The sequence below is a fragment of the Micromonospora sp. KC207 genome, from assembly GCF_004348615.1.
Classification (GTDB): domain Bacteria; phylum Actinomycetota; class Actinomycetes; order Mycobacteriales; family Micromonosporaceae; genus Micromonospora.
This window is the reverse complement of record NZ_SMKJ01000047.1, coordinates 1-19646: the sequence shown is the minus strand read 5'-3', so window position 1 is coordinate 19646 and position 19646 is coordinate 1. Positions and strand designations below refer to the sequence as shown.

The window sequence follows — 19646 nt, the reverse complement described above, 5'->3', positions numbered from 1 at the left end:
GATGTCGTGCAGACACCCAGGGACGGCAGGCTGAAGGTGATCAGGGGTGCGAAGCTCGCGGTGCCCGGCCGGCCGGCCCGCCGGCGGCTCGTCAGCCGGCCGGTGAACCGGGCGACGGCCATCGAGGACGTGCTGCGGCACCTCGACCGGGAACCGGTCGAGGCGCCGATCGAGGTCGAGGACCGGGAACCGGTCGAGGATCCGCCGCGTGATGGCGGCCGTGTCGAGGACCGGAAACCGGTCGATGGCCTGCCGCGTGATGGCGGCCGTCCCGGTGCCGTCAAGCCTGCCGCCGATCCGGACACCGCCACCGGCGACGGGCGTCGAGCCGGGTCGCCGGCCGGCCGGGCGCTGGTGGGCCTGCTGGCGGTCGCGCTCGCCGCCACCCTGGCCGCCGCTGTCGTGTACGGCCACCGCTGGTACGCCGACCGGGCGGTGGAGGAGGCGCGCCAGGGGGCGCTCGCCGCGGCCAAGCAGGTCGCCGTCAACTTCGTCTCGGTCAGCGCGGCGAGCGTCGACCGGGACCTGCAACGGATCTCCGCCGGGGCGACGGGCGACTTCAAGGAGGAGTTCGCCCGGGGCCAGTCGCAGGTCCGGGCGGCCGTAATGGAGAACAAGGTGGAGTCGCAGGGGTCGGTACTGCGGGCGGGAATGGTCTCCGGAGACCGCCGCCGGGCTGTGGTCCTGGTCGCCGTGGACGCGACGGTGAAGAACGTCAAGGCCCCGGAGGGGCGGCCGTCGCACTACCGGATTCAGATGGACCTGGTCCATGAACCGGAGTCGGGTCAGTGGCTGGTGTCCCGCCTGCAGTTCGTCGGTTGACGCCCACCTTCGATCAAGGAGAATCGATGCGTACTCTCGACCCGGCCCGCTGGCGGCCCGCCCTCCGCCGCGTCCGGCCGATCCCGGCGTTGGTCACGGCGGTCCTGCTGGCGGCAGCCGTCGCCGGCCTGGGCTGGCACGGCGACCGCGGCGCCGAGCGGCGGGACGCCGCCGTCCGGCAGGCGCTGGCTACCGCCCCCGCCGCCGCCAAGGCAATCTTCTCCTACGACCACCGCACCTTCGACGACAGCGTCGCGAACGGCCGCAGCTTCGTCACCGGGCCCTTCGCCCGGGAGTACGCCCAGACCACGGCGACGCTCAAGCAGACCGCCGTCAAGCAGCAGGCGGTGGTGCTGGCGGAGGTCTCCGCGACGGGGGTGGTGAGCGCCACGGCGGACCGGGTGGAGCTGCTGGTCTACCTGAACCAGTACCGGCGCAACGTCAACACCGCCGGCGAGAAGGTGGACCAGAACCGGGTGCTGCTCACGCTGGTGCCCGACGGGGGCGCCTGGAAGGTCAGTGCGGCCTCCGCCATCTGAGGGCCCGTCGGCGGCGGGGTGGTGGTCGCCGGCCCTGCCGGCCGAGTCAGGGCGTCTCCGGTGTTTCCTGGTCACGCCGGAGCCGCCCTGACCGGGGCGGGTCGACACGTGGTCGGTCCGCAGCGGGAAGACCTCGGGGCTCCGCCCCCGAACCCCGGCCCTCCTCAGAGATGCCGTCGCGGATTCCCTCCTCGGGCACCACAAGGGCTACCAGCCTCCCCGGAGGACGAACGACCTTGGCCCCGTCCGGGGAGGCTGGACGGTCTGGTGACTGCCCGACGAGGAGATTCGCTCAAGACTGGCGGCGCGCAAAGATGATTCCGCCGAGCGAGCTTTCGGCCGAGGTGAGGGTCATCTGTGCCTCGACCGTGAACCCGCCTTCTTGCAGCCATGCCGCCACCTGAGCGGGCTGGCGACGGTGGACGTACACCTTCATTGGGTGGCCGCCGTAGCCCTGAGTCTTGAGCCGTGATTCGTCACCGACGTGGAAGCTGAGCAGTAGCGGGCTACCGGGACGCATCACTCGTCGGAAGTGTGCGAAGACCGAGCCGACCTGGTCGTCGGGGATGTGGATCAGCGAGTACCAGGCGACCAAGCCGGCGACCGAGCCCTCAGCCAGATCCAGGTCGGTCATGGAGCCCACCTCGAACCTCAGGCCCGGGTGATCACGCCGAGCCACATCGATCATCCCCGGCGACAGGTCAATTCCGAAGGCGTCAACACCGAGCTCATGCAGGTAGGCGGTGATGCGCCCTGACCCACAGCCCACATCTACGACTGGCCCACCACCGGCAGCCCGGACGAAGCCGGCGAACAAAGCCAGAGTCGCTCGTTCGTAGGGCGTTTCATCCAGGAAGTTGCGCAGGAGATCTGCATAACTGTCAGCGACTGTGTCGTAGGAGGTGCGAGTGTCTGCCAACCAGCCCTCAACGCTCACCGCGGCAACACTAGATCAAGTCTCCTACTACTACTACTACTACGAGGCGTTTGCAGACCCAACTGCTCAGGCGCGCAACGATGCGCAGCGCTCCTACGCGGGGCAGTACCTCCGGCGGTTGCGGCGGCTTCGCGAGCGCGACAGGCACGCCACGACCGTCCCGGAGGCGTGAGCGCTGAACAGCCATCCGTACAGCCAAGGCCATCCGCTGACGCGGCCACCAGCCGACACCGGCGGACAGGCTGAGCACGGGGACGGTCACCCGACCAGCCATGCCGCCGTGGGCACGAACGTGGGGTGGCGCTGATCAGGGGAGCAGGAAGGCCAGCCGTTCATCGGCAGCGCCGGGGGTGATCTCGATGATCTCGGCGGTGACCACGTTCTCGGCGACGAACGGGTCGGCCTTCACCCGGACCTCCAGGTCCGCGGGCGTGGTGTTGTGGGCCAGGACCGCGCCGCCCTGCCCTGGAGCGATGCCGCCGACGAGCAGGAACACCCCGTCGTCGAGTCCCTGCTGGATCCAGGCGTTGTGGCCGGCCATGTGCTGCGGAGCGGCGGCCTTGTTGTCGGAAAACCGGAGCAGGACAACGTACATGTGATCCCTCACGTGGTGGGTTGTAGCGCGTGCAGCCATGCGCGCATCTGGTCGACTTCCCGGCGGATGTAGTTCTCGTCGCGGTAGAGGTTGGCTAGCACCGCCACTCCTTGGCTGAAGGTGAGCACGTGCATCGCCAAGTCCTCGGATCGCTCGGCGTGCCCGAGAAGCCTGAACTGCTCGGTGAGCCAGTCCCGGAACAGGGTGAGCAGATCCCCGGCCTGCATGAGCATCGTGTGCTCGAGTTTCGCCAGCTCGGTGGTCATCGTCCCGAGCGGACAGCCGTGGGCCTGGATGTCTGCCCGGTTGACGTGCACGATCTCGATGAACCGCAGGATTCGCGCGGCCGGGTCCGGCTCCTCGTCCTCCCACCGGGCCAGCCAGCCTCGACGCTCGTCGAGCCGTGCCGCGATCACGGCGTCGAGGATCGCAGCCTTGGACTTGAAGTGGTAGTAGAAGTTGCCCCGCGACAGGCCGACTGCGCCGGCGATGTCGGCGAACGAGGTGTGCTCGAAGCCGCGCTCGTAGAACAGCCGGTCGGCCGCCCGCACAATCTGCTCACGGGTCGCGATGGCTGTCATCCCGGCCCTCCTCGTTGTAGGACGCCTGACCTGGAAAGCGAACTCTAGGTCAGGCGTCCTACGTCCGTCAAGGCGGTTGGCAACGCTAGGACAGCGATCGCCGTGTAGGAGCGGTAGCCGGCCACCACGGCGCATCCTGCCGGTCACCACGGCCGTCAGCCGGTATCGGACACCTGGCCGGGCCCGTGGTTCAGGCAGGTCGGCGAGGGCCTCGGGCAGCCCACCAGCGGCTTCGGACACGGTCAGAGCCGGTGCACAGGACAGGGACAAGATCAGCGATGGTTCTGGCGTCGTTCAACGCGCCAGAGCAGCTCTAGCCGCCAACTTGCCGCGTCGAGCAGGGAGCGGCCCGGACCGATCTTCGAAAGCGCGGATCGGTCCGGGCCGCGGCGAGGCAGACCTCCAGTCCTACGACATCGGTGCTGCTTCAGCCACGCCGCCACAGCTGGACGGCGTAGCCGTTGCAGGTGTAGAGCGAGAGCCGGGCACCGTTCACGTTCTTCCAGTCATAGTTGTCCAGGCACATGTTGCCGGCGACGTTGCGCAGCGAGAACCAGCCGTTGCCCTTGTCGATGATCTGCCACTGCTGGGCCGTCGTGTTGTCGCAGGCGACCAGGCCGACGTCGGCGTTCAGCGCCGTGCTGGCGTTGATGTTGGTCAGACAGGTGCCGGTGTTGCGGTTGCGGATCTCGTACCCGCTGGTGCCCTTGTAGTTGAATTCGAACTCCTGCGCGGTGTTGCCGTTGCAGGTGTACAGCCGCACGAGCGCGCCGGGGGTGGTGTCGAAGTCGTAGTTGTCGACGCAGCGGTTGCTGTACTGGCCCCGGATGCCGGGCGCGGTCATTCCGTTCGGCAGCGGCTGGCCGAAGAACGGGTCGCCGTTGTTGCTGAAGTAGAGCTGCTGGAAGCGGGTGTGCCGGTTCGGGTCGGTGAGCGCGTCCGGCGTCGGGTTGGCGTAGTCACGGGCGTGATAGACCAGCACGTCGGTGCTGTTGTCCTCGGCCACGGTGAAGCTGCCGTGGCCCGGGCCGTAGACCCCGTTCGCGGTCTGGAACACCGGGTTCGGGCTCTTGCGCCAAGAGGCCGGATTTAGCAGGTCTGCGGTGTCGTCGGCCGACAGCAGGCCCAGCTTGTACCGGGAGTCGGTCGCCGAAGCCGAGTAGGCGATGAACACGCGGCCGTTCTTGACCAGCGGCGATGGCCCTTCCACCACGCCGGCGACGCCTTCCATCTCCCAGGCGTACGTCGGGCGCGCGATCTCGGTGACCGTGCCGGTGATGCCGGTGGGGCCGTTCATCCGGGCGATGTACATGTGGCTGTTGTAGTTGGTGGACGGGCTGTCCTGGGCCCAGGTGAAGTAGCGCACTCCGCGATTGACGAACGTGGCCGGGTCGAGCTGGAAGGACTCCCAGCCGGTGTTGAAGCGCTGGGGCGCGCTCCATTCGCAGGTCATCGGATTGGCGCAGGTGTTGCGGATCCAGTAGAGCCGCTGGTTGAACCGCGCGGTGCTGGGCGACGCCGAGAAGTACATGTACCAGGCGCCGTCGATGAACTGGATGTCCGGCGCCCAGATCCAACCGCTCAGCGCGCCGCTCGACGGCGCGGTGAACGCGTTGATCGTCGCGGCGCTGCCGAGGCCCTGCAGGGTCGTGGCGCGTCGCAGTTCGACCCGCTTGTAGTCGGGGACCGAAGCCGTCATGTAGTAGTAACCGTCGGTGTGCTTGTAGATCGCAGTGTCGGCGCGCTGCTGGATGACCGGGTTGTTGATCGTGATGAACTGCGCGGCGGCCGGCGGGGCGAACACGGCCAGCAGCGCGATGATCATGCCGAGCGCGACCGCCAATCTCTGATGGGCGCGGGTGAACGTTGCCATCGGTGGGCTCCTTGGGGGAAGGAGAAGATCGTGCTTGCGAGCTAGGGGGGCTCTGGCGCACGGGCGGGTGTTTATGTGAACGCTAACAGCCTCTCCAGTGGTTACAGGGATGTCAACAGCAGGTTTCGGGGCGCTAGGTGGGCGATGTTGGAGCCGTTGCTGCCGGTGCCGAAGCGCCCGGGTCGACCGTCGTCATGGAGTAGGCGGCAGTTGATCGACGGGATCCGGTGGCGGGTCCGGGTGGGTGCCCCGTGGCGGGACGTGCCGCCGCAGTACGGGTCCTGGTCGGCCGGTGGGATGCCTGTTCCGCCCGTGGCAACGCGACGGCACCTGGAAACGGGTGCTGACCGCCTACGTCGCCCGACTCGGCCGAATCGACGCCTGGGGCATCGAGCAGGGCACTCGCGCCGCCGAGCGACCGATTTGGTACGTGACCAAGTACGTCACCACGGATCTGATTGACCAGGCCCGGCCGCGCTCGGAGGCGCACAAGGCACACTACGGCCGGCTCCACGCCGAGTTGGCCATCCTGCCGTGCTCGCCGACGTGCGCGAACTGGCTGCTCTACGGCGTCCGGCCGGACGGGGCCAAGGCGGGCTTGACCCCCGGCCGCTGTACCGCGATTGAACCGGTCTGCCCGGACTGCCACGCCGTCCGCACCCAAGCGCTGAAAGAACTCCGCGCGCCCCGCGCCGCGCTCTCGGGATCCTCCTGCTCCTCGCCGCCTGCCTGCTGCCGTGTCTGCCCCTTGTGGAGGTGGCCGGCATGTCGCTGCCCTATCAGGATCCGACGCCCGAGATGCTGGAGAAGCAGGCCGCGGACCTCGCGGCGGCCGAGCGTCGGCTCGCCATGTGCGCGGCCGTCGCCGACGCTCTCGCCCTCGTGGGCGTGGCCGCCCTCGCTTACGCCTGGAGGCGCAGGCGGCCTTGACCGACCACGATGTCGGCGTAGTGGCGGGGTTTTGAGCGGTCGGTCACCGCCATGTCGCCGACATGCCGTCCCGCGCCTTCCGGTCACCGCCATGTCGCCGGCATGCCGGCCCCCGCGCCTTTCGGACGCCGCCATGTCGCCGGCATGCCGGCCAGTGCCGCCCCGAGGAAGTCACCCTCCGTGCTGATAGGAGAGGATTCTTCGGGCTTGGGTGGGGTGGATCGCGCTATCCGAAAGCGGGACGTTTTCCCTGGTGAATGCGTGGTTACCTAGTTACCCTTGGGGTGACTGCCCGACGTTGTGCACTGCTTGGTCGGGCTTGTGTCGATTGCGGGTCCGCATACTTAAAGTAGTCACCACGCTCGGCCTCCCGCCTACTCGAAGGGAGTGCCCATGACCCGGGCCCCGGCGAACCTGATGGATGTCCGACGCCTGCTGCTGGCCCACCTGGACGTCGACCCCAAGACCTCGCGGCCGCAGGACCTGGAGCCGGCGGAGGTCGGCATCGTGGGCGGCGCCTCCCACCGGGGCGGCTACCACTGCGGCTCCGACCGCGTGGTGCCCGGCGACTACTCGGTGGTGGAGTCCACCCGGGACAGTGCCGGGCTGACCCTCGACGCGTCCGGCCTGGACATCGGAACCTTCAGCGTGACTTCTGCCGGCCGCACCCACAACCTGCGTTCGCTCTCGCTCTGGTTCGTGCAGCAGTGCGTCGCCGGCGCGGCCGACACGCGGGACATCAGGGAAATCATCTATTCCCCCGACGGGAAGACGGTCAGAAGGTGGGACCGGCTCGGCAAGCGCAGCACCGGCGACAGCTCCCATCTCTGGCACACCCACTTCAGCTTCTTCCGCGACTCGACCAAGGCGGGCCGGGACCAGACCCCGCTGTTCCGCCGCTACCTGAGCGAGATCGGGCTGATCAGCCCCCCGGACATGGAGGACGACATGAGCGAGAAGGCCGAGAACGAGATCCACCAGGTTTACATGGGCCTGTTCTACGGCGGGATCAGCATGGGCCGCGCCGTCGACCCCGACGGCACCGGGCCAGCGAAGGCCAGCAACAGCATCGTCACCAAGCTCGACTACCTGATGGCCCGCCTGGACGATGTCGCCAGCGGGGTCACCACCTTGTCGGGCAAGGACTGGACGGACGAGCCGGCCATCGTCGCCGGGGTGCTCGCCGGCCTGTCCCCGCAGCGACTCGCCGAGGCGCTGGCCACCGCCGGGCTCACCCCGGAGGCCATCGCGGCCGCGGTGCCGCCGGACATCGCCCGCAAGGTCGTCGACGAGCTGACCCTTCGGCTGTCCGGCTGACGGCGTCGGGCCCAGGCGGCCCGCCACGCCCGAATCCGTTCCGTTCGCGGTCCCGCGCACGCGCTCGCGGCCTCCGAGCCACTGCTCGCAGTCGGTGTCGGGGGCATCCGCTAGCCTCCGGCCCATGATCGTGTCAGTGGACGGTGTCGCGAAGCTGCCCAGCGTCGAGGACGAGGCCCGGTTCTGGTCCATGGTGGAGGCCGCGTGGGAGCGGCTGGGCCCCGAGCCGGCGGCGCTGCGCCGGGCCCTGCGGGAGCGGGACCCAGCGGCCGGCGACGTCGACCCGTACGCCATCGACGAGTGGTTCTCCCCGTTCCTCGACCAGTTGCGCGCTCTCGCCGCCGAGCTGCCGAGCGAGGAGCTGACCGCCCTCGACCGAGTGGTCGAGCGGAAGCTGTACGACCTCGACCGCGCCGACATCCACGCGGTGACCGACGGCTCCGACGACGGCTTCCTCTATGCCCGGGGCCACATCGTCGCCCTCGGGCGCGAGTTCTACGAGGCGGTGGGCGCCGACCCCGCCCTGGCGGTCCCCGACGGCGAGTGCGAGAGCATCTGCTACCTCTTCGCCCACCTGCACGACAAGCTGTTCGGCGACTGGCCGCGCACCGGGTCGGGCATCTCCCGGGAGTCGTTCAGCAACCCAGCGGGCTGGCGGGAGTAGTCAGCGGGCTGGCGGGAGTAGTCAGAAGGCGTGATACATGACGTGCAGGCCGACCAGCCCCAGGCTCGGGTGCGCGAACGCGCCGGGCACGGTCCCGACGACCTCGAACCCGAGCCGCCGGTAGACCTCGACCGCCGCGTGGTTGGACTCGGCCACCGCGTTGAACTGCATTCCGGCGTAGCCGCGCCCGCGCGCCCAGTCCAGCGCGTCCCGGCACAGGGCCGTGCCGACCCCGCGCCCCCGGGCGTCGGCCGCCACCATGAAGCTCGCGGTGGCCACGTGCGATCCCGGTCCTGGCCGGTTGGTGCCCATCTTGGCCGTGCCGAGCACCCGGTCACCGTCGACCGCCACGACGGTCCGCCCGGGCGGGCGTTCCACCCAGACGTCGTACGCCTGCGCGGCGGTCATCGCCGGGTCGTACGTGAAGGTGTCCCCGGCCCGGGCGACCTCGGCGATGATTTCCCACACCGGCGCCCAGTCGGTGTCGGTGAACTCCCGCATCAGCACGGTCACCCACGCTACCGGGAACGCGGGCCGATGTTCCGCGCGGGAGCTGGTGCTGGCACCACCATGTCCGGTGGTGCGTCCTGAACGCCGGCTGCGCCGGTGAGCCGCAACGACCCGGGCCGGCGACGACGACTTCATGGCCGGGTTGGCGAGCGACCCGCAGCGGGTGTGGACCGATTTCCTGGAGAAGCTGCTCGGGCAGCGTTTCCTCGCACTGCCGGATCAGCCGTAGATCCTGCGCTCGTACTCCGGGCCGTAGTAGCGCTCCAGGTCCGCCAGGCTCTCCGCCGGAGCCTCGACCTCCTTGATCAGTCGGGCCCGGGACGGCAGCGCGTCGGGCTGCCAGGTCTCCGGCCGCCACAACTCCGATCGGAGGAACGCCTTCGCGCAGTGGTAGAAGATCTGCTCGATCTCCACGACGATCGCCAGGACCGGCCGGTGGCCCCGGACCACCAGGTCGTCGAAGAACGGGGCGTCGCGCACCAGGCGGGCCCGGCCGTTGATCCGCAGCGTGTCCGTCCGGCCCGGGATCAGGAAGATCAACCCGACGTGCGGGTTGTCCAGGATGTTGCGGTAGCCGTCCGCCCGCCGGTTGCCCGGCCGCTCCGGGATCGCGATCGTCGTGTCACCCAGGACCAGGGCGAAGCCGGGCGGGTCGCCCTTCGGCGACACGTCGCAGGTGCCGTCCGCGCCGGCCGTGGCGACCAGGCAGAACGGTGCGGCGGCCAGCCACTGCCGGTCCCGGTCGTGCAGGACCTGCCGCTCCTTGACCGCTGCCCGGGGCATCGGCGCCCCCAGCAGGTCGCGCAGCTCCTCGTGCGAGGTGATCTCCACCGTCACGTCAGCCTCCCCGAACAGTTGACCCCGGTGGCGGCCTGCGGCGTCGCTGCCCGGCCCCGTCGGTGCCGAGCCTAGGCGAGCGCCGCGACCGCGAGGTTTGTCACTGGGCGTCCCGGGTACGGCCTCCCACGGGCCCGTCGAGCCGGAAACGTCCACTCAACCGGAAACGCCCAGCCCGGAAACGCCCGCCCAGCCCGGAACCGAGCACGGACCGATCAACGGAGGCCGCGATGGAGAGCCGACTCAAGGTGCTCGGGCACCCCGTGCACCCGATGCTGGTGATGTTCCCGGTCGGTCTGCTGGTCACTGCGGTGATCTTCGACGTCGTCGACACCGTCGGCGGCCCGAGCTTTCTCGGCGAGGTGGCGTACTGGAACATCACCATCGGCCTGATCGGCGGCCTGCTGGCCGCGGCGGCCGGCGCGTTCGACCTGCTGGCCATCCCTACCGGAACCCGCGCCAAGCGGGTGGGCCTCACCCACGCCGCCGCCAACGTCGCGGTGATCCTCCTCTTCGCCGCCGTCTGGGCGGTCCGGCTCAACGCCGACTCCCGGGCCGCCGGCGGCGCGCTGATCGCCATCGAGGTCGTGGCGCTGGCCATCCTCGGCGCGAGCGCCTGGCTCGGCGGCGAGCTGGTCGACCGGCTCGGCGTCGGCGTCGACCGGGACGCCAACCTCGACGCGCCCAGCTCACTACGGCCCCCGGCGGCCACCCAGCGGATCGGAGACGCGCGATGAACGAACAGTCCAACGGCCGCAGCGGGCGCGGCCGGCAGCAGAGCTGGGACCCGATGGGGGAGCTCCAGTCGCTGCGCGCCGAGCTGAGCCGACTCGTCGGCGGCGGCCGGTCCGGCCCGCCCGAGGTGGAGCTGACCGAGGACGCCGACGGCTGGGAGGTCGTCGTCCGGCTGCCCGGCGTCGCCCCCGAGGAGGTGGCCGTCGAGCTGGACGACCGGGAACTCTGCGTCCGCGCCCGCTCGGAGGCGGAGGTCAACGCCGACCACGGTATCCCCGGTGGCTTCGAGACGAGGGGTTTCGAGTACCGGGTCGACCTGCCCGCCCGGGTGGACCCCGACCGCATCGACGCCGTGATGGACCACGGCCTGCTCCGGGTCCGGCTGCCCCGGGCGGCCCGGCCCACCCCGCGCACCATCACCGTCGGCCGCACCGGCTACCGGGGTACCGGCGGCGGCGCGGGTACGACGGGCAGCCCCGCCTCCGCCGACCCGGCCGCCGACCGGGAGCTGCACCACCCGGACACGGCCGTCGACGAGATCGACCGGCCTTAGCGGGTCGACAGGTGGTCACCCCGGCAACGTTCGGCCCGCTGGGCGAGCGCGTACCCGATGTCGCGCGGATCGCCGTGCTGCGCGCCAACGCGCTCGGCGACTTCATCTTCGTGCTGCCCGCGCTTCAGTCGTTGCGCGCCGCGTACCCCGGGGCGGAGATCGTGCTGCTCGGCGCGCCGTGGCACGCGAAGCTCTGGCGCGACCGGCCCGGCCCGGTGGACCGGGTGCTGGTGGTCCCGCCCGCGTCCGGCATCCGGGAGCCCGACCCCGGCGAGCCGGAGCCCGGCATGGACGACTTCCTGGCCGCCGCCCGCGCCGAACGCTTCGACCTGGCGGTGCAACTGCACGGCGGCGGGGGCAACTCCAACCCGATCGTCAGCGGGCTGGGCGCCCGGGTCACCGCCGGGCTGCGCGCCGAGGACGCCCCGCCGCTGGACCGGTGGATCCGCTACGTCTACTACCAGCACGAGGTGCTGCGCTACCTGGAGGTGGTCGGCCTCGTCGGCGCGCCCCCCGCCGGCATCGTTCCCGTCCTGGCTGTCACCGACGCCGACCGGGCCGAGGCCGACGCGGTGCTCGGCACCCCGACCCGGCCCCGGGTGGCGCTGCACCCGGGGGCCACCGACACGCGGCGGCGCTGGCCGGCCGAGCGGTTCGCCGAGGTCGCCCGCGCCCTGGCCGGCGACGGCTACGAGGTGCTGGTCACCGGCACCCCCGCCGAACGCGACGTGGTGGACCGGGTGGTCGCGGCGGCCGGTGTGCCGGTGCGCCCGGTCGTCGGCGCGCTCGGCCTCGGCGGGCTGGCCGCCTGCTACGCCGGCTGCGCGCTGGTGATCTCCAACGACACCGGCCCGCTGCACCTGGCCGCGGCCGTCGGCACCGCCACGGTGGGGGTCTACTGGATCGGCAACCTGATCAACGGCGGGCACCTGCTGCGCGCCCGGCACCGCCCGATCGCCTCCTGGACGGTGCGCTGCCCGGTGTGCGGCGTCGACTGCACCCCCGGGATCTACCCGCACCGCCCCGGCGACGGCGAGTGCCCGCACGGGGATTCGTTCGTCGCGGACGTCCCGGCGATCGAGGTGGTGGAGGCGGCCCACGATCTGCTGGCTGTGTAAGGAAGGGCCCCTGTTAACGCATACGGCCGAGAAGGGTCCCCTTCTCACATCCCGCCTGCCCGAGGCGCTCACACCCGCTCGGGCGAGTCGGCGAGGACGACCTCCCACGCCTCCACGTCCCGTTCGGTGACCGTGGTCGGCGACTCCAGGTGGTACGCGCCGCTGGGCAGGACGCCCGCGCCGCCGTGGCGCTCCAGCACGGCGAGCTGGGCGGCCACGTCCTCGCCCTGATGGTTCTGCTGCACCCGCCGCCAGAAGTCGAAGCCGCCCGAGTCGACCAGCGCCGCCCGGTCGTACAGCACGCACCCACCGATCCAGGAGACCTTGTACGCCCGCCAGGCCCCCGTTGGCAGGTCCAGCCGCTCGGTGACGTGCAGCAGGTTCGCCGCCGAGTGGATGGCCGCCCGCTGCCACTGCGGGGTGCCGGGACGGACCCGCTCCGGCACCGGCCGGCCCGCCCACTCCTCGTAGTGCTGGTGGGTCTGCGGCCGGACGTCGTCGACGTACGACAGCCCGTGCACCGCGTTGCCGACGAAGCCGCAGCCCAACTCGCCGATCGCGGTGACCAGCCGGCGCAGGGTCCCCGGCTCCAGCCAGACGTCGTCGTCGAGGCAGAGCACGTACCGGGCGGCGGACCGGTCCAGCAGGTACGCCCGGTGCTCGGCCAGCCCGCGCCGGGGCAGCCGCCGGGTCAGCAGCACCGGATGACCCCGGTGGCGCAGCGCCCGCACCATGGTCGCGGCGGCCGGATGGGCATAGGCAGGGTCGCCGTCGGACTGGTCGCTGACCACGACGCCGAACCCGGCGACGCCCCCCTGGGCGGCCAGCCCGGCGAGGGTTACCGCGAGTTCGGCGGGCCGGTTGCGCGTCGGGACCAGTACGTCGAGCTGCCGTTGGCGGCGGAACTCCTCGGCCGCGCCGAGGTCGAGCGGTCGGTTCACGCCGACCTGCCCGGCACCGGTGCCGGACGGGCGTGCGAATCCACCTGACCCGGCCCCTGTGAGGTGGGCTGGTCCGAGGTGGGCTGGCTGTGCGCCCGGATGCGGTCGATGATCGCGGAGGTGGAGCGGTCCGGCACGTACCCGAGGGTGCGGACCTGGCCGCCGAGCCGGCGCACCAGCGGCGCTTCCGGCACCATCTCCGGCGGATAGTCGCCGCCCTTGACGTAGACGTCGGGGCGGACGATCTCGATGAGCCCCGCCGGGGAGTCCTCCTCGAAGATCACCACGTGGTCCACGCAGGCCAGGGCGGCGAGCAGGGCGACCCGGTCCTCCACCGGGTTGACCGGGCGGTCCGACCCCTTAAGCCGGCGCACGCTGCCGTCGGAGTTGACCGCCACCACCAGCAGATCGCCGAGGGCCCGCGCCTGCTCCAGGTACCGCACGTGTCCCGGATGCAGCACGTCGAAGCAGCCGTTGGTGAAGACCACCGACCGGCCCGCGCCGCGCTGGGCCTCCACGATGGCCGACAGCTCGCCCGGGGCCACCAACACGGGGTGCCCGGCGTCGCCGCCGCGCACGCCGAGCGCGCCCAGCAGGTCCTCCCGGCGGCACACGCAGGTGCCGGTGTCCGACACGGTGATGGTGGCGGCGAGCTGGGCGAGCTGCGCGGCGGTCGGCAGGGGCGCGTCGGCGGCCAGGGCCAGCGTCATCGCGGCCAGGTACGCGTCCCCCGCGCCCACCGCGTGGCTCGCCGGGACGGGGGTGCTGTGACTGCGCCGGGGCGTGCCGTCCGCGCCGCCGACCACCGCTCCGTCGGTGTCCAGGGTCACCGCGACCACGTCCGCTCCGGTGTGCGCGCGCAGCTCGGCGAGGCGGGACTCGGCCAGCACGGCCCGGTCCACCCCCTCGCCGGCCCGCGCGTTGACCGTCACGCCCGTCCCGGTCACGCTGAGCCCGTCGCCGGTCATCGCCACCCGGTCCTCGCCGGGCGTCGGCTCGCCGGTCACCCCGGTGGGCCGGTCGAGCGGCACCCCGGGCGGCGGCGCGGCGGTGCCGGGAGGAGCCCCCGCAGCCGGCGAACCGGACGCCCCCGGCGAGGTGCCCACGCTCAGCTCCGAGGGCCCGTCCGCTGGGTCCGCCGGGTGGTCCAGGTGCAGGTGCGAGTCGGTACGCGCGGCGGCGCGGGCGAGCAGCCGGGTCGCCTCCGCGAAGCTCGGGGTGACCACGGTCGGCGCGAGCCCCCGCCAGTCGGCCAGGTCGTGCGCGTCGAGGGCGATCGTGGCGTACCGGTCGCGGGCGGCGACCAGCCAGGCGCGGACGGGGGCGGGCAGCGCGCCCAGCCCGTAGTCGCAGACCACCAGGGTCGGCGCCTCGCCACCGGAGGCGGCCCGCAGCTCCTCGGTGGCGCACTCCAGGGCGGTGAGCAGCCGGTCCACCCCGTCGGTGTCGAGCGCGTCGTCCGGGTCGCCGGAGTCCTCGCGCAGCAGGATCTGGTTGCCGGCGAGCATCCGCCGCTTCACCGGGGTGTGCCGGCCGGGTTGGGCGACCGTACGGTCCCAGACCCCGGCCCGGTCGAGGCAGTCGTGCAGCTCGTCCCCGGCGACGTCGGCGCCGACCGGGGCGACCAGCACCGCCCGCCCGCCGAGGGCGGCCACGTTCACGGCGGTGTTCGCCGCCCCGCCGGCCGCCGAGATGCGCCGGCGCAGGGTGAGTACGGGGGCCGGGGCCTCCCGGCAGAGTCGGTCGGACTCGGCGAACCGCCACTCGTCGAGCATGGCGTCGCCGATCACCAGCACGGGGCGACCCAGCCAGCTCTCCACGACGGTGGCGAGCCGGCGCTCTTCCGCTGCTGCTCCTGCCATGCCATCCCGGGTCCCCGTGGGGTGCGGGCTCAAACCCGCCGCCACCGACGGCTCCGGCTTCTGCCCGCCCGGCTCGGCCTCCTTCCCGCCCGGCCCGCATGATCCGCGCGGGGCGGGAAAGAAGGCGGGATGACCACCGAAGGAGCCGGCCGCCTGGTGCTCACCCCCCGGCAGCTACGCCTGCTCATGTTCGGCCTGATGACGGGGATGCTGCTCGCCGCGCTGGACCAGACCATCGTCGGCACGGCGCTGCCCACCATCGTCGGCGAGCTGGGCGGCATCGACCACTACTCGTGGGTGGTCACCGCGTACCTGCTCGCCTCCACCGAGTCGCGGGACGAGGCCGCCGCCGAGATGGAGGCCAAGAGCCAGACGATGCTGTGAACTCCCGCGACTACTTGAGGATCAGGCGGTTGGTCTGCTCGAAGACGTCCAGGTCGGCGAGGGTCTCGGTGACCGAGGCCGAGAGCGGGGCGGGGAACCGGTCGCGGGGGAAGAAGCCCGCGTCGGTGGTCTCGTCGGTGACCCGGGCCAGTTCGCCGTCCCAGTCCTCGACCCGGAAGGCGACGGTGAAGACCTGGTAGGTGTGGCCGTACATGTTGGTGTTGATCCGGTCCGGGCCGGTGTAGAGGGCGAACGCCCCCACCCGCAGGGCGCGCAGCCCGGTTTCCTCGCGTACCTCGCGCACCGCGCAGTCGGCGATCGACTCGCCCAGCTCCATCGCGCCGGCCGGCATTGCCCACTGGCCGTTGTCGGAGCGCCGGATCAGCAGCACCCGGCCGGCGTTGTCCCGGACCACCGCGCGGGCACCGACGAACATCAGCGTGCGGTCACCGGCGAGGGCGCGTAGCTGCCCCACGTACGAGTCGGCCCAAGAGATGCTCACCCGGACAACCTAACGGGGGTTTCCAACACGTGACCGCCGACACTAGCTTGTTACCTATGCGTAGCACGATGATGGACGCACCGCTCCAGGTCGCCCGGATCCTCGAACACGGTGCCACGGTGCACGGCACGGCCGAGGTGGTCACCTGGACCGGCGGCGAGCCGCGTCACATGTCCTACGCCGAGGTGGGGCGCACGGCGGCCCGGCTGGCCCACGCGCTGCGCGACGAGTGCGGGGTGACCGGTGACGAGCGGGTCGCCACGTTCATGTGGAACAACAACGAGCACCTGGTGGCGTACTTCGCCGTGCCCAGCATGGGCGCGGTGCTGCACACGCTGAACCTCCGGCTCTTTCCGGACCAGGTCGCCTACATCGCCAACCACGCCGAGGATCGGGTGGTGCTGGTCGACTCGACGCTGATCCCGCTGCTGGCCCGGGTCATCGGGGAGCTGACCACGGTGCGGCATGTGGTGGTCGTCGGCGGGGGTGACCCCGCCCCGCTGACTGCGGCGGCCGGCGGCCGGATCGCCGTACACCACTGGGACGCCCTGCTGGCCGGTCGGCCGGAGGTCTTCGACTGGCCGGAGGTGGACGAGCGTGACGCCGCCGCCCTCTGCTACACCTCCGGGACCACCGGCAATCCCAAGGGGGTGGCCTACTCGCACCGCTCGATCTACCTGCACTCGTTGCAGGTCTGCATGCCGGAGGGGTTCGGGCTCGGGCCGACCGACCGCGAGCTGGCCATCGTGCCGATGTTCCACGCCATGTCCTGGGGCCTGCCGTACGCGGCGTTCCTCTCCGGCGCGTCGCTGATCATGCCGGACCGGTTCCTCCAGGCCGCGCCGATCGCCGCGATGATCGCCGCCGAGCGGCCCACCCTGGCCGGGGCGGTGCCGACCATCTGGAACGACCTGTTGGCCTACCTCGACGACAACGACGTCGACACCTCCTCGCTCCGGGAGGTGATCGTCGGCGGCTCGGCCTGCCCGCCCGCCCTCATGCACGCTTTCGACGAGCGGCACCACATCGACGTGATCCACGCCTGGGGCATGACCGAGATGTCCCCGCTCGGCTCGGTGTCCCGGCCGCCGGCCGGCGCGACCGGCGAGGAGGCCTGGCGCTACCGGTACACCCAGGGCCGGGTCCCGGCCGGGGTCGCCGCGCGCGTCGTCGGCCCGCTGGGCGAGCCGCTGCCCGCCGACGGGACCTCCGTCGGGGAACTGGAGGTCCGGGGGCCGTGGGTGACTGCCCGGTACGTCGGCGACGACGCCCCGGACGAGGAGAAGTTCCGCGACGGCTGGCTGCGTACCGGCGACGTCGGCACGCTGTCGCCCGACGGGTACCTCACGCTCACCGACCGGGCCAAGGACGTGATCAAGTCCGGCGGCGAGTGGATCTCCTCGGTCGAGCTGGAGAACGCCCTGATGGCCCACCCGGCCGTGCTGGAGGCGTGCGTGGTGGGCGTGCCGGACGAGCGATGGGACGAGCGCCCGCTGGCCACGGTCGTGGTCCGGGAGGGCGCCGAGGTGACCGCCGAGGAGCTGCGCGACTTCCTGGCGGGGTCGGTGGCGCGCTGGCAGCTACCGGAGCGGTGGGCGTTCATCGACGCGGTGCCGAAGACCAGCGTCGGCAAGTTCGACAAGAAACTTGTCCGGTCCCGGTACGCAGACGGGGGCCTGGTTGTCGGGAAGCTGACAACGCCGTAACGCTTTCAGGCGCATCGTCGCCTGAAAGGGCAGGGACGTACTCCTGACGTATCCCTCCCCAAAGGGCGGCCCCGGCGTTCGCACCGCGCCGGGGCCGCCCGCCCAAGGGCGGTTCTCCCGCCCCTCCATTCTCGCGAAATTTGTTCGGCTCTGTCCCGGTGACGGGGAAAACAACCGGTGAACGCGGTCATTCGCCTGCTGTGATCAGCACCTTGCCGACCACCGAGTTCTCCACCGCCACGTGGGCCGCCGCCGTGGCGGCCAGCGAGTGGTGGTGCAGCGGCAGGCCAACCCCCTCGCCGACCCGTACGCCGCCCTGCGCCACGGCCGCCGCCACGTCGGCGACGGCCTGTGCCTTGGCCACCGCCGGTGCGGTGTAGACCAGCACGAAGTGCCAGCTCGCGTTCGGTGCCATCAGCGGGCGGACCGGGAGGTTCACCTCGTCCCCGCCGTCGTCGGCGTACACGCAGACCGCCCCGCCGGGGCGCAGCAGCCGCACGTCGGCCGCCGCGTTCCGCGCCGGCGACACCTCGACGATCGTGTGCACGCCGTCCGGGGTGAACTTGCGGACCTCCTCGACGACGTCCTGTTCGCGATAGTCGACGACGAACGACGCGCCGGCCGCCGCCGCGAGGTTCGCCTTCTCCGCGCTGCTGACGGTGGCGATGACGGTGGCGTCGGCCCAGCGGGCGAGTTGGATCGCCGCGTTGCCGACCGCCCCCGCCCCGCCCTGCACCAGCACGGTGTGGTCGGCCAGCGCCCCGGCGTGCAGCTTGCCCGGCATGGCCTCCCCGGCGGTCAGGCAGCGGTGCGCGGTGAGGAACGGGATGCCCAGGGCCGCCCCCAGGTCGAAGGAGGCGCCGCCGAGGGGGACCGCCTGCCGGACCGGGACCACCGTGTACTCGGCTGCGGTCCCCCACGGGCGCTGCCAGGCGGCCTCCCAGAGCCACACCCGCTCGCCGATCAGGCCACGGTCGACCCCCGCGCCGACCGCCTCGACCACCCCCGCGCCGTCCTGGCCGGGCGTCTGCCAGCCCGCTGGCGGCGGCCCGACCCGGCGGGCCTTCCAGTCGGTCGGGTTCACCCCGGAGACGGCCACCCGGACCAGCACCTCGCCGGGCCCCGGCTCCGGCACCGGCCGGTCGACCAGGCGCAGCACCGACGCGTCGCCATTGGTCTCGTACACGATCGCCCTCATCGCCGTCACTCCTCACCCTCGCGCGGCGGGCCCCGTCGCGGGCCTTCCCCGGTCCGCTACCCGGGTGATCTCGCTTCATTCCGATCCCACCCGGCACCTGAACCGTATAGCCAGGTACACAGAGGTAAGGGAGTGCCGATGCGGGACATGACGGTGGTGGGCGCGACGCCGCCCTCGACGGGGCGGGCGGGGCCGGACGCGGGCCGCGCCGACGCGCCGCGCGACGACGAACCCGCGCCGCCACACGGCCGCCCGGCCCTGCCAGCGGCCAGGCGGCGGCTGCCCTGGACGAGCCGGAGCCGGGCGATCTGAGCGCCGCGCGGGGCGGGACAGGCGGGCCGCGATTCAGGCAGGCCGGCCGAGCGATCCGCTCAGGCAGCCCGGCCGAGCGATCCGCGCGGGATCAGCCGAGGACGGCGACGACCTCCGGAGTCAGCTCACCCACCGCCGGCAGCACCACGGCCGCGAGCCGCTCGGCGTCCGGATCCAACGGGTACGCCCCGTGCGGCACCGCCACCACCCGCATGCCCGCCGCAGCGGCCGACCGCACCCCGTTCGAGGAGTCCTCCACCGCCACGCAGCGCGCCGGGTCGACGCCGAGCCGCCGGGCCACCTCCAGGTACACGTCCGGGGCGGGCTTGCCCCGCTCCGTCTCCTCCGTCGACAGCGTCGCGCCGAACGCCTCGGTCAGGCCCGCCGCCGCCAGCGCCGCCGCGATCAGCCGGGTCGGCGAGGAACTGGCCAGACCCAACGGCCACCGCGCGGCCAGCCGGCGCACCACCTCGTCGGCCCCGTCGATCACCGGTACGCGCTCGGCGTACCGCCGGGCCATCTCGTCCACCACCTCGGCGGCCACCTGCTCGGCCGTCCGGTCCACGCCCAACTCGCCGCTGAGGTACCGGGCCCACTCGCCGGTGCTCATCCCCATCAGCCGCCGCTGGGTGTCCGGCTGCCAGGTGCCGCCGTGCGCCGCCACGTACGCCCGGCGCACCTCCTCCCAGACCGGCTCGGAGTCCACGATCACGCCGTCCAGGTCGAAGAC

Annotated in this window: 22 protein-coding genes and 2 pseudogenes; 13 read left to right on the top strand and 11 right to left on the bottom strand. The window is 72.1% G+C overall.

All coding sequences use genetic code 11. From position 1 onward, the window contains the following. Nucleotides 1-6 precede the first annotated feature (6 nt). Together E1258_RS08740 and E1258_RS08735 are read left to right on the top strand one after the other, a co-directional pair. Nucleotides 7-822 carry a hypothetical protein gene (locus tag E1258_RS08740; protein WP_132398523.1) on the top strand — a complete coding sequence of 272 codons (816 nt, stop codon included), beginning with the start codon at nucleotides 7-9 and terminating at the stop codon, nucleotides 820-822. A 26-nt stretch (nucleotides 823-848) separates the two neighbouring features. Beyond that, nucleotides 849-1361: a hypothetical protein gene (locus tag E1258_RS08735; protein WP_132398521.1), complete on the top strand. Its 513-nt coding sequence runs from the start codon at nucleotides 849-851 to the stop codon at nucleotides 1359-1361. Nucleotides 1362-1653: 292 nt separating this feature from the next. On the opposite strand, the gene E1258_RS08730 is transcribed toward E1258_RS08735, so the two are convergent. The 4 genes from E1258_RS08730 to E1258_RS08710 form a co-directional block, all read right to left on the bottom strand. Further along, nucleotides 1654-2298, bottom strand: coding sequence for a class I SAM-dependent methyltransferase (locus E1258_RS08730; RefSeq protein WP_132398519.1), 645 nt, complete (start codon nucleotides 2296-2298; stop codon nucleotides 1654-1656). Nucleotides 2299-2605: 307 nt separating this feature from the next. Continuing rightward, nucleotides 2606-2905, bottom strand: a complete 300-nt coding sequence (locus E1258_RS08720) for a YciI family protein (RefSeq protein ID WP_232290198.1) — start codon at nucleotides 2903-2905, stop codon at nucleotides 2606-2608. Then, nucleotides 2902-3474 carry a TetR/AcrR family transcriptional regulator gene (locus E1258_RS08715; protein WP_132398515.1) on the bottom strand — a complete coding sequence of 191 codons (573 nt, stop codon included), beginning with the start codon at nucleotides 3472-3474 and terminating at the stop codon, nucleotides 2902-2904. Before E1258_RS08715 ends, E1258_RS08720 begins: the two co-directional genes overlap by 4 nt. 427 nt (nucleotides 3475-3901) lie before the next feature. Further along, nucleotides 3902-5347 (bottom strand): family 43 glycosylhydrolase, encoded by a 1446-nt coding sequence (locus tag E1258_RS08710; RefSeq protein ID WP_132398513.1) that lies wholly within the window; start codon nucleotides 5345-5347, stop codon nucleotides 3902-3904. Nucleotides 5348-5491: 144 nt separating this feature from the next. Between E1258_RS08710 and E1258_RS08705 the strand changes: the two genes are divergently transcribed. The 5 genes and pseudogenes from E1258_RS08705 (at nucleotide 5492) to E1258_RS08690 (ending at nucleotide 8258) form a co-directional block, all read left to right on the top strand. Next, on the top strand, nucleotides 5492-5809 hold the full coding sequence (locus tag E1258_RS08705; protein WP_371688586.1) for a transposase: 318 nt from the start codon (nucleotides 5492-5494) through the stop codon (nucleotides 5807-5809). Further along, a pseudogene (locus tag E1258_RS35755) lies at nucleotides 5721-5909 on the top strand (replication initiation protein); the annotation flags it as partial. The gene E1258_RS08705 and the pseudogene E1258_RS35755, both read left to right, overlap by 89 nt. Before the next feature lie 203 nt (nucleotides 5910-6112). Further along, the gene (locus E1258_RS33165) at nucleotides 6113-6277 is read left to right on the top strand and encodes a hypothetical protein (RefSeq protein ID WP_165949688.1); all 165 of its coding nucleotides are present in this window, start codon (nucleotides 6113-6115) and stop codon (nucleotides 6275-6277) included. Nucleotides 6278-6670: 393 nt separating this feature from the next. After that, nucleotides 6671-7594, top strand: coding sequence for a hypothetical protein (locus E1258_RS08695; protein WP_132398511.1), 924 nt, complete (start codon nucleotides 6671-6673; stop codon nucleotides 7592-7594). 124 nt (nucleotides 7595-7718) lie between these two features. Further along, nucleotides 7719-8258, top strand: coding sequence for a DUF4240 domain-containing protein (locus tag E1258_RS08690; RefSeq protein WP_165949690.1), 540 nt, complete (start codon nucleotides 7719-7721; stop codon nucleotides 8256-8258). Nucleotides 8259-8279: 21 nt separating this feature from the next. Here the strand turns inward: E1258_RS08690 and E1258_RS08685 are convergent, their stop codons facing one another. After that, nucleotides 8280-8765 (bottom strand): GNAT family N-acetyltransferase, encoded by a 486-nt coding sequence (locus E1258_RS08685; protein WP_132398545.1) that lies wholly within the window; start codon nucleotides 8763-8765, stop codon nucleotides 8280-8282. A gap of 222 nt (nucleotides 8766-8987) precedes the next feature. Then, on the bottom strand, nucleotides 8988-9605 hold the full coding sequence (locus tag E1258_RS08680; RefSeq protein ID WP_132398507.1) for a pyridoxamine 5'-phosphate oxidase family protein: 618 nt from the start codon (nucleotides 9603-9605) through the stop codon (nucleotides 8988-8990). 230 nt (nucleotides 9606-9835) lie between these two features. Here E1258_RS08680 and E1258_RS08675 point away from each other — a divergent pair, with 230 nt between their 5' ends. Genes E1258_RS08675 through E1258_RS08665 form a run of 3 tightly spaced genes read left to right on the top strand, consistent with a single transcriptional unit; the run spans nucleotide 9836 to nucleotide 12011 of the window. After that, nucleotides 9836-10342 (top strand): DUF2231 domain-containing protein, encoded by a 507-nt coding sequence (locus E1258_RS08675; RefSeq protein ID WP_007074199.1) that lies wholly within the window; start codon nucleotides 9836-9838, stop codon nucleotides 10340-10342. Continuing rightward, nucleotides 10339-10893, top strand: coding sequence for an Hsp20/alpha crystallin family protein (locus E1258_RS08670; protein WP_132398505.1), 555 nt, complete (start codon nucleotides 10339-10341; stop codon nucleotides 10891-10893). Before E1258_RS08675 ends, E1258_RS08670 begins: the two co-directional genes overlap by 4 nt. Before the next feature lie 11 nt (nucleotides 10894-10904). After that, nucleotides 10905-12011 (top strand): glycosyltransferase family 9 protein, encoded by a 1107-nt coding sequence (locus tag E1258_RS08665; protein WP_132398503.1) that lies wholly within the window; start codon nucleotides 10905-10907, stop codon nucleotides 12009-12011. A 68-nt stretch (nucleotides 12012-12079) separates the two neighbouring features. On the opposite strand, the gene E1258_RS08660 is transcribed toward E1258_RS08665, so the two are convergent. Together E1258_RS08660 and rfaE2 are read right to left on the bottom strand one after the other, a co-directional pair. Continuing rightward, a complete protein-coding gene (locus E1258_RS08660; protein WP_132398501.1) occupies nucleotides 12080-12952 on the bottom strand; it encodes a glycosyltransferase family 2 protein in 873 nt (290 codons plus the stop codon). Beyond that, nucleotides 12949-14814: a D-glycero-beta-D-manno-heptose 1-phosphate adenylyltransferase gene (gene rfaE2, locus E1258_RS08655; RefSeq protein ID WP_132398499.1), complete on the bottom strand. Its 1866-nt coding sequence runs from the start codon at nucleotides 14812-14814 to the stop codon at nucleotides 12949-12951. The genes E1258_RS08660 and rfaE2 overlap by 4 nt, the downstream gene beginning before the upstream one ends. A gap of 129 nt (nucleotides 14815-14943) precedes the next feature. Between rfaE2 and E1258_RS08650 the strand changes: the two are divergent. Continuing rightward, nucleotides 14944-15147 (top strand): annotated as a pseudogene (locus tag E1258_RS08650) (MFS transporter); the annotation flags it as partial. A gap of 61 nt (nucleotides 15148-15208) precedes the next feature. Here the strand turns inward: E1258_RS08650 and E1258_RS08645 are convergent. After that, the gene (locus E1258_RS08645) at nucleotides 15209-15700 is read right to left on the bottom strand and encodes an NUDIX domain-containing protein (RefSeq protein ID WP_007074205.1); all 492 of its coding nucleotides are present in this window, start codon (nucleotides 15698-15700) and stop codon (nucleotides 15209-15211) included. Between the two features lie 71 nt (nucleotides 15701-15771). Here E1258_RS08645 and E1258_RS08640 point away from each other — a divergent pair, with 71 nt between their 5' ends. After that, nucleotides 15772-17406: a fatty acid--CoA ligase gene (locus E1258_RS08640; RefSeq protein ID WP_207919477.1), complete on the top strand. Its 1635-nt coding sequence runs from the start codon at nucleotides 15772-15774 to the stop codon at nucleotides 17404-17406. Between the two features lie 187 nt (nucleotides 17407-17593). On the opposite strand, the gene E1258_RS08635 is transcribed toward E1258_RS08640, so the two are convergent. After that, nucleotides 17594-18604 carry an NADPH:quinone reductase gene (locus E1258_RS08635; protein ID WP_132398495.1) on the bottom strand — a complete coding sequence of 337 codons (1011 nt, stop codon included), beginning with the start codon at nucleotides 18602-18604 and terminating at the stop codon, nucleotides 17594-17596. A gap of 138 nt (nucleotides 18605-18742) precedes the next feature. On the opposite strand from E1258_RS08635, the gene E1258_RS33160 reads away from it, so the two are divergent. Further along, entirely contained in the window at nucleotides 18743-18916 is a 174-nt protein-coding gene (locus tag E1258_RS33160) for a hypothetical protein (protein ID WP_165949689.1), read from the top strand. Between the two features lie 91 nt (nucleotides 18917-19007). Here the strand turns inward: E1258_RS33160 and E1258_RS08630 are convergent. Continuing rightward, a partial coding sequence (locus E1258_RS08630) for an HAD family phosphatase (protein ID WP_132398493.1) occupies nucleotides 19008-19646 on the bottom strand: 639 nt, incomplete at its 5' end.

Bases quoted from the DNA above. Each gene is read 5' to 3' on its own strand.
- E1258_RS08735 (WP_132398521.1), top strand. From the start codon at position 849: ATGCGTACTCTCGACCCGGCCCGCTGGCGGCCCGCCCTCCGCCGCGTC.
- E1258_RS08715 (WP_132398515.1), bottom strand. From the start codon at position 3,474: ATGACAGCCATCGCGACCCGTGAGCAGATTGTGCGGGCGGCCGACCGG.
- E1258_RS08710 (WP_132398513.1), bottom strand. From the start codon at position 5,347: ATGGCAACGTTCACCCGCGCCCATCAGAGATTGGCGGTCGCGCTCGGC.
- E1258_RS08705 (WP_371688586.1), top strand. From the start codon at position 5,492: ATGTTGGAGCCGTTGCTGCCGGTGCCGAAGCGCCCGGGTCGACCGTCG.
- E1258_RS33165 (WP_165949688.1), top strand. From the start codon at position 6,113: ATGTCGCTGCCCTATCAGGATCCGACGCCCGAGATGCTGGAGAAGCAG.
- E1258_RS08695 (WP_132398511.1), top strand. From the start codon at position 6,671: ATGACCCGGGCCCCGGCGAACCTGATGGATGTCCGACGCCTGCTGCTG.
- E1258_RS08690 (WP_165949690.1), top strand. From the start codon at position 7,719: ATGATCGTGTCAGTGGACGGTGTCGCGAAGCTGCCCAGCGTCGAGGAC.
- E1258_RS08675 (WP_007074199.1), top strand. From the start codon at position 9,836: ATGGAGAGCCGACTCAAGGTGCTCGGGCACCCCGTGCACCCGATGCTG.
- E1258_RS08670 (WP_132398505.1), top strand. From the start codon at position 10,339: ATGAACGAACAGTCCAACGGCCGCAGCGGGCGCGGCCGGCAGCAGAGC.
- rfaE2 (WP_132398499.1), bottom strand. From the start codon at position 14,814: ATGGCAGGAGCAGCAGCGGAAGAGCGCCGGCTCGCCACCGTCGTGGAG.
- E1258_RS08640 (WP_207919477.1), top strand. From the start codon at position 15,772: ATGGACGCACCGCTCCAGGTCGCCCGGATCCTCGAACACGGTGCCACG.
- E1258_RS08635 (WP_132398495.1), bottom strand. From the start codon at position 18,604: ATGAGGGCGATCGTGTACGAGACCAATGGCGACGCGTCGGTGCTGCGC.
- E1258_RS33160 (WP_165949689.1), top strand. From the start codon at position 18,743: ATGCGGGACATGACGGTGGTGGGCGCGACGCCGCCCTCGACGGGGCGG.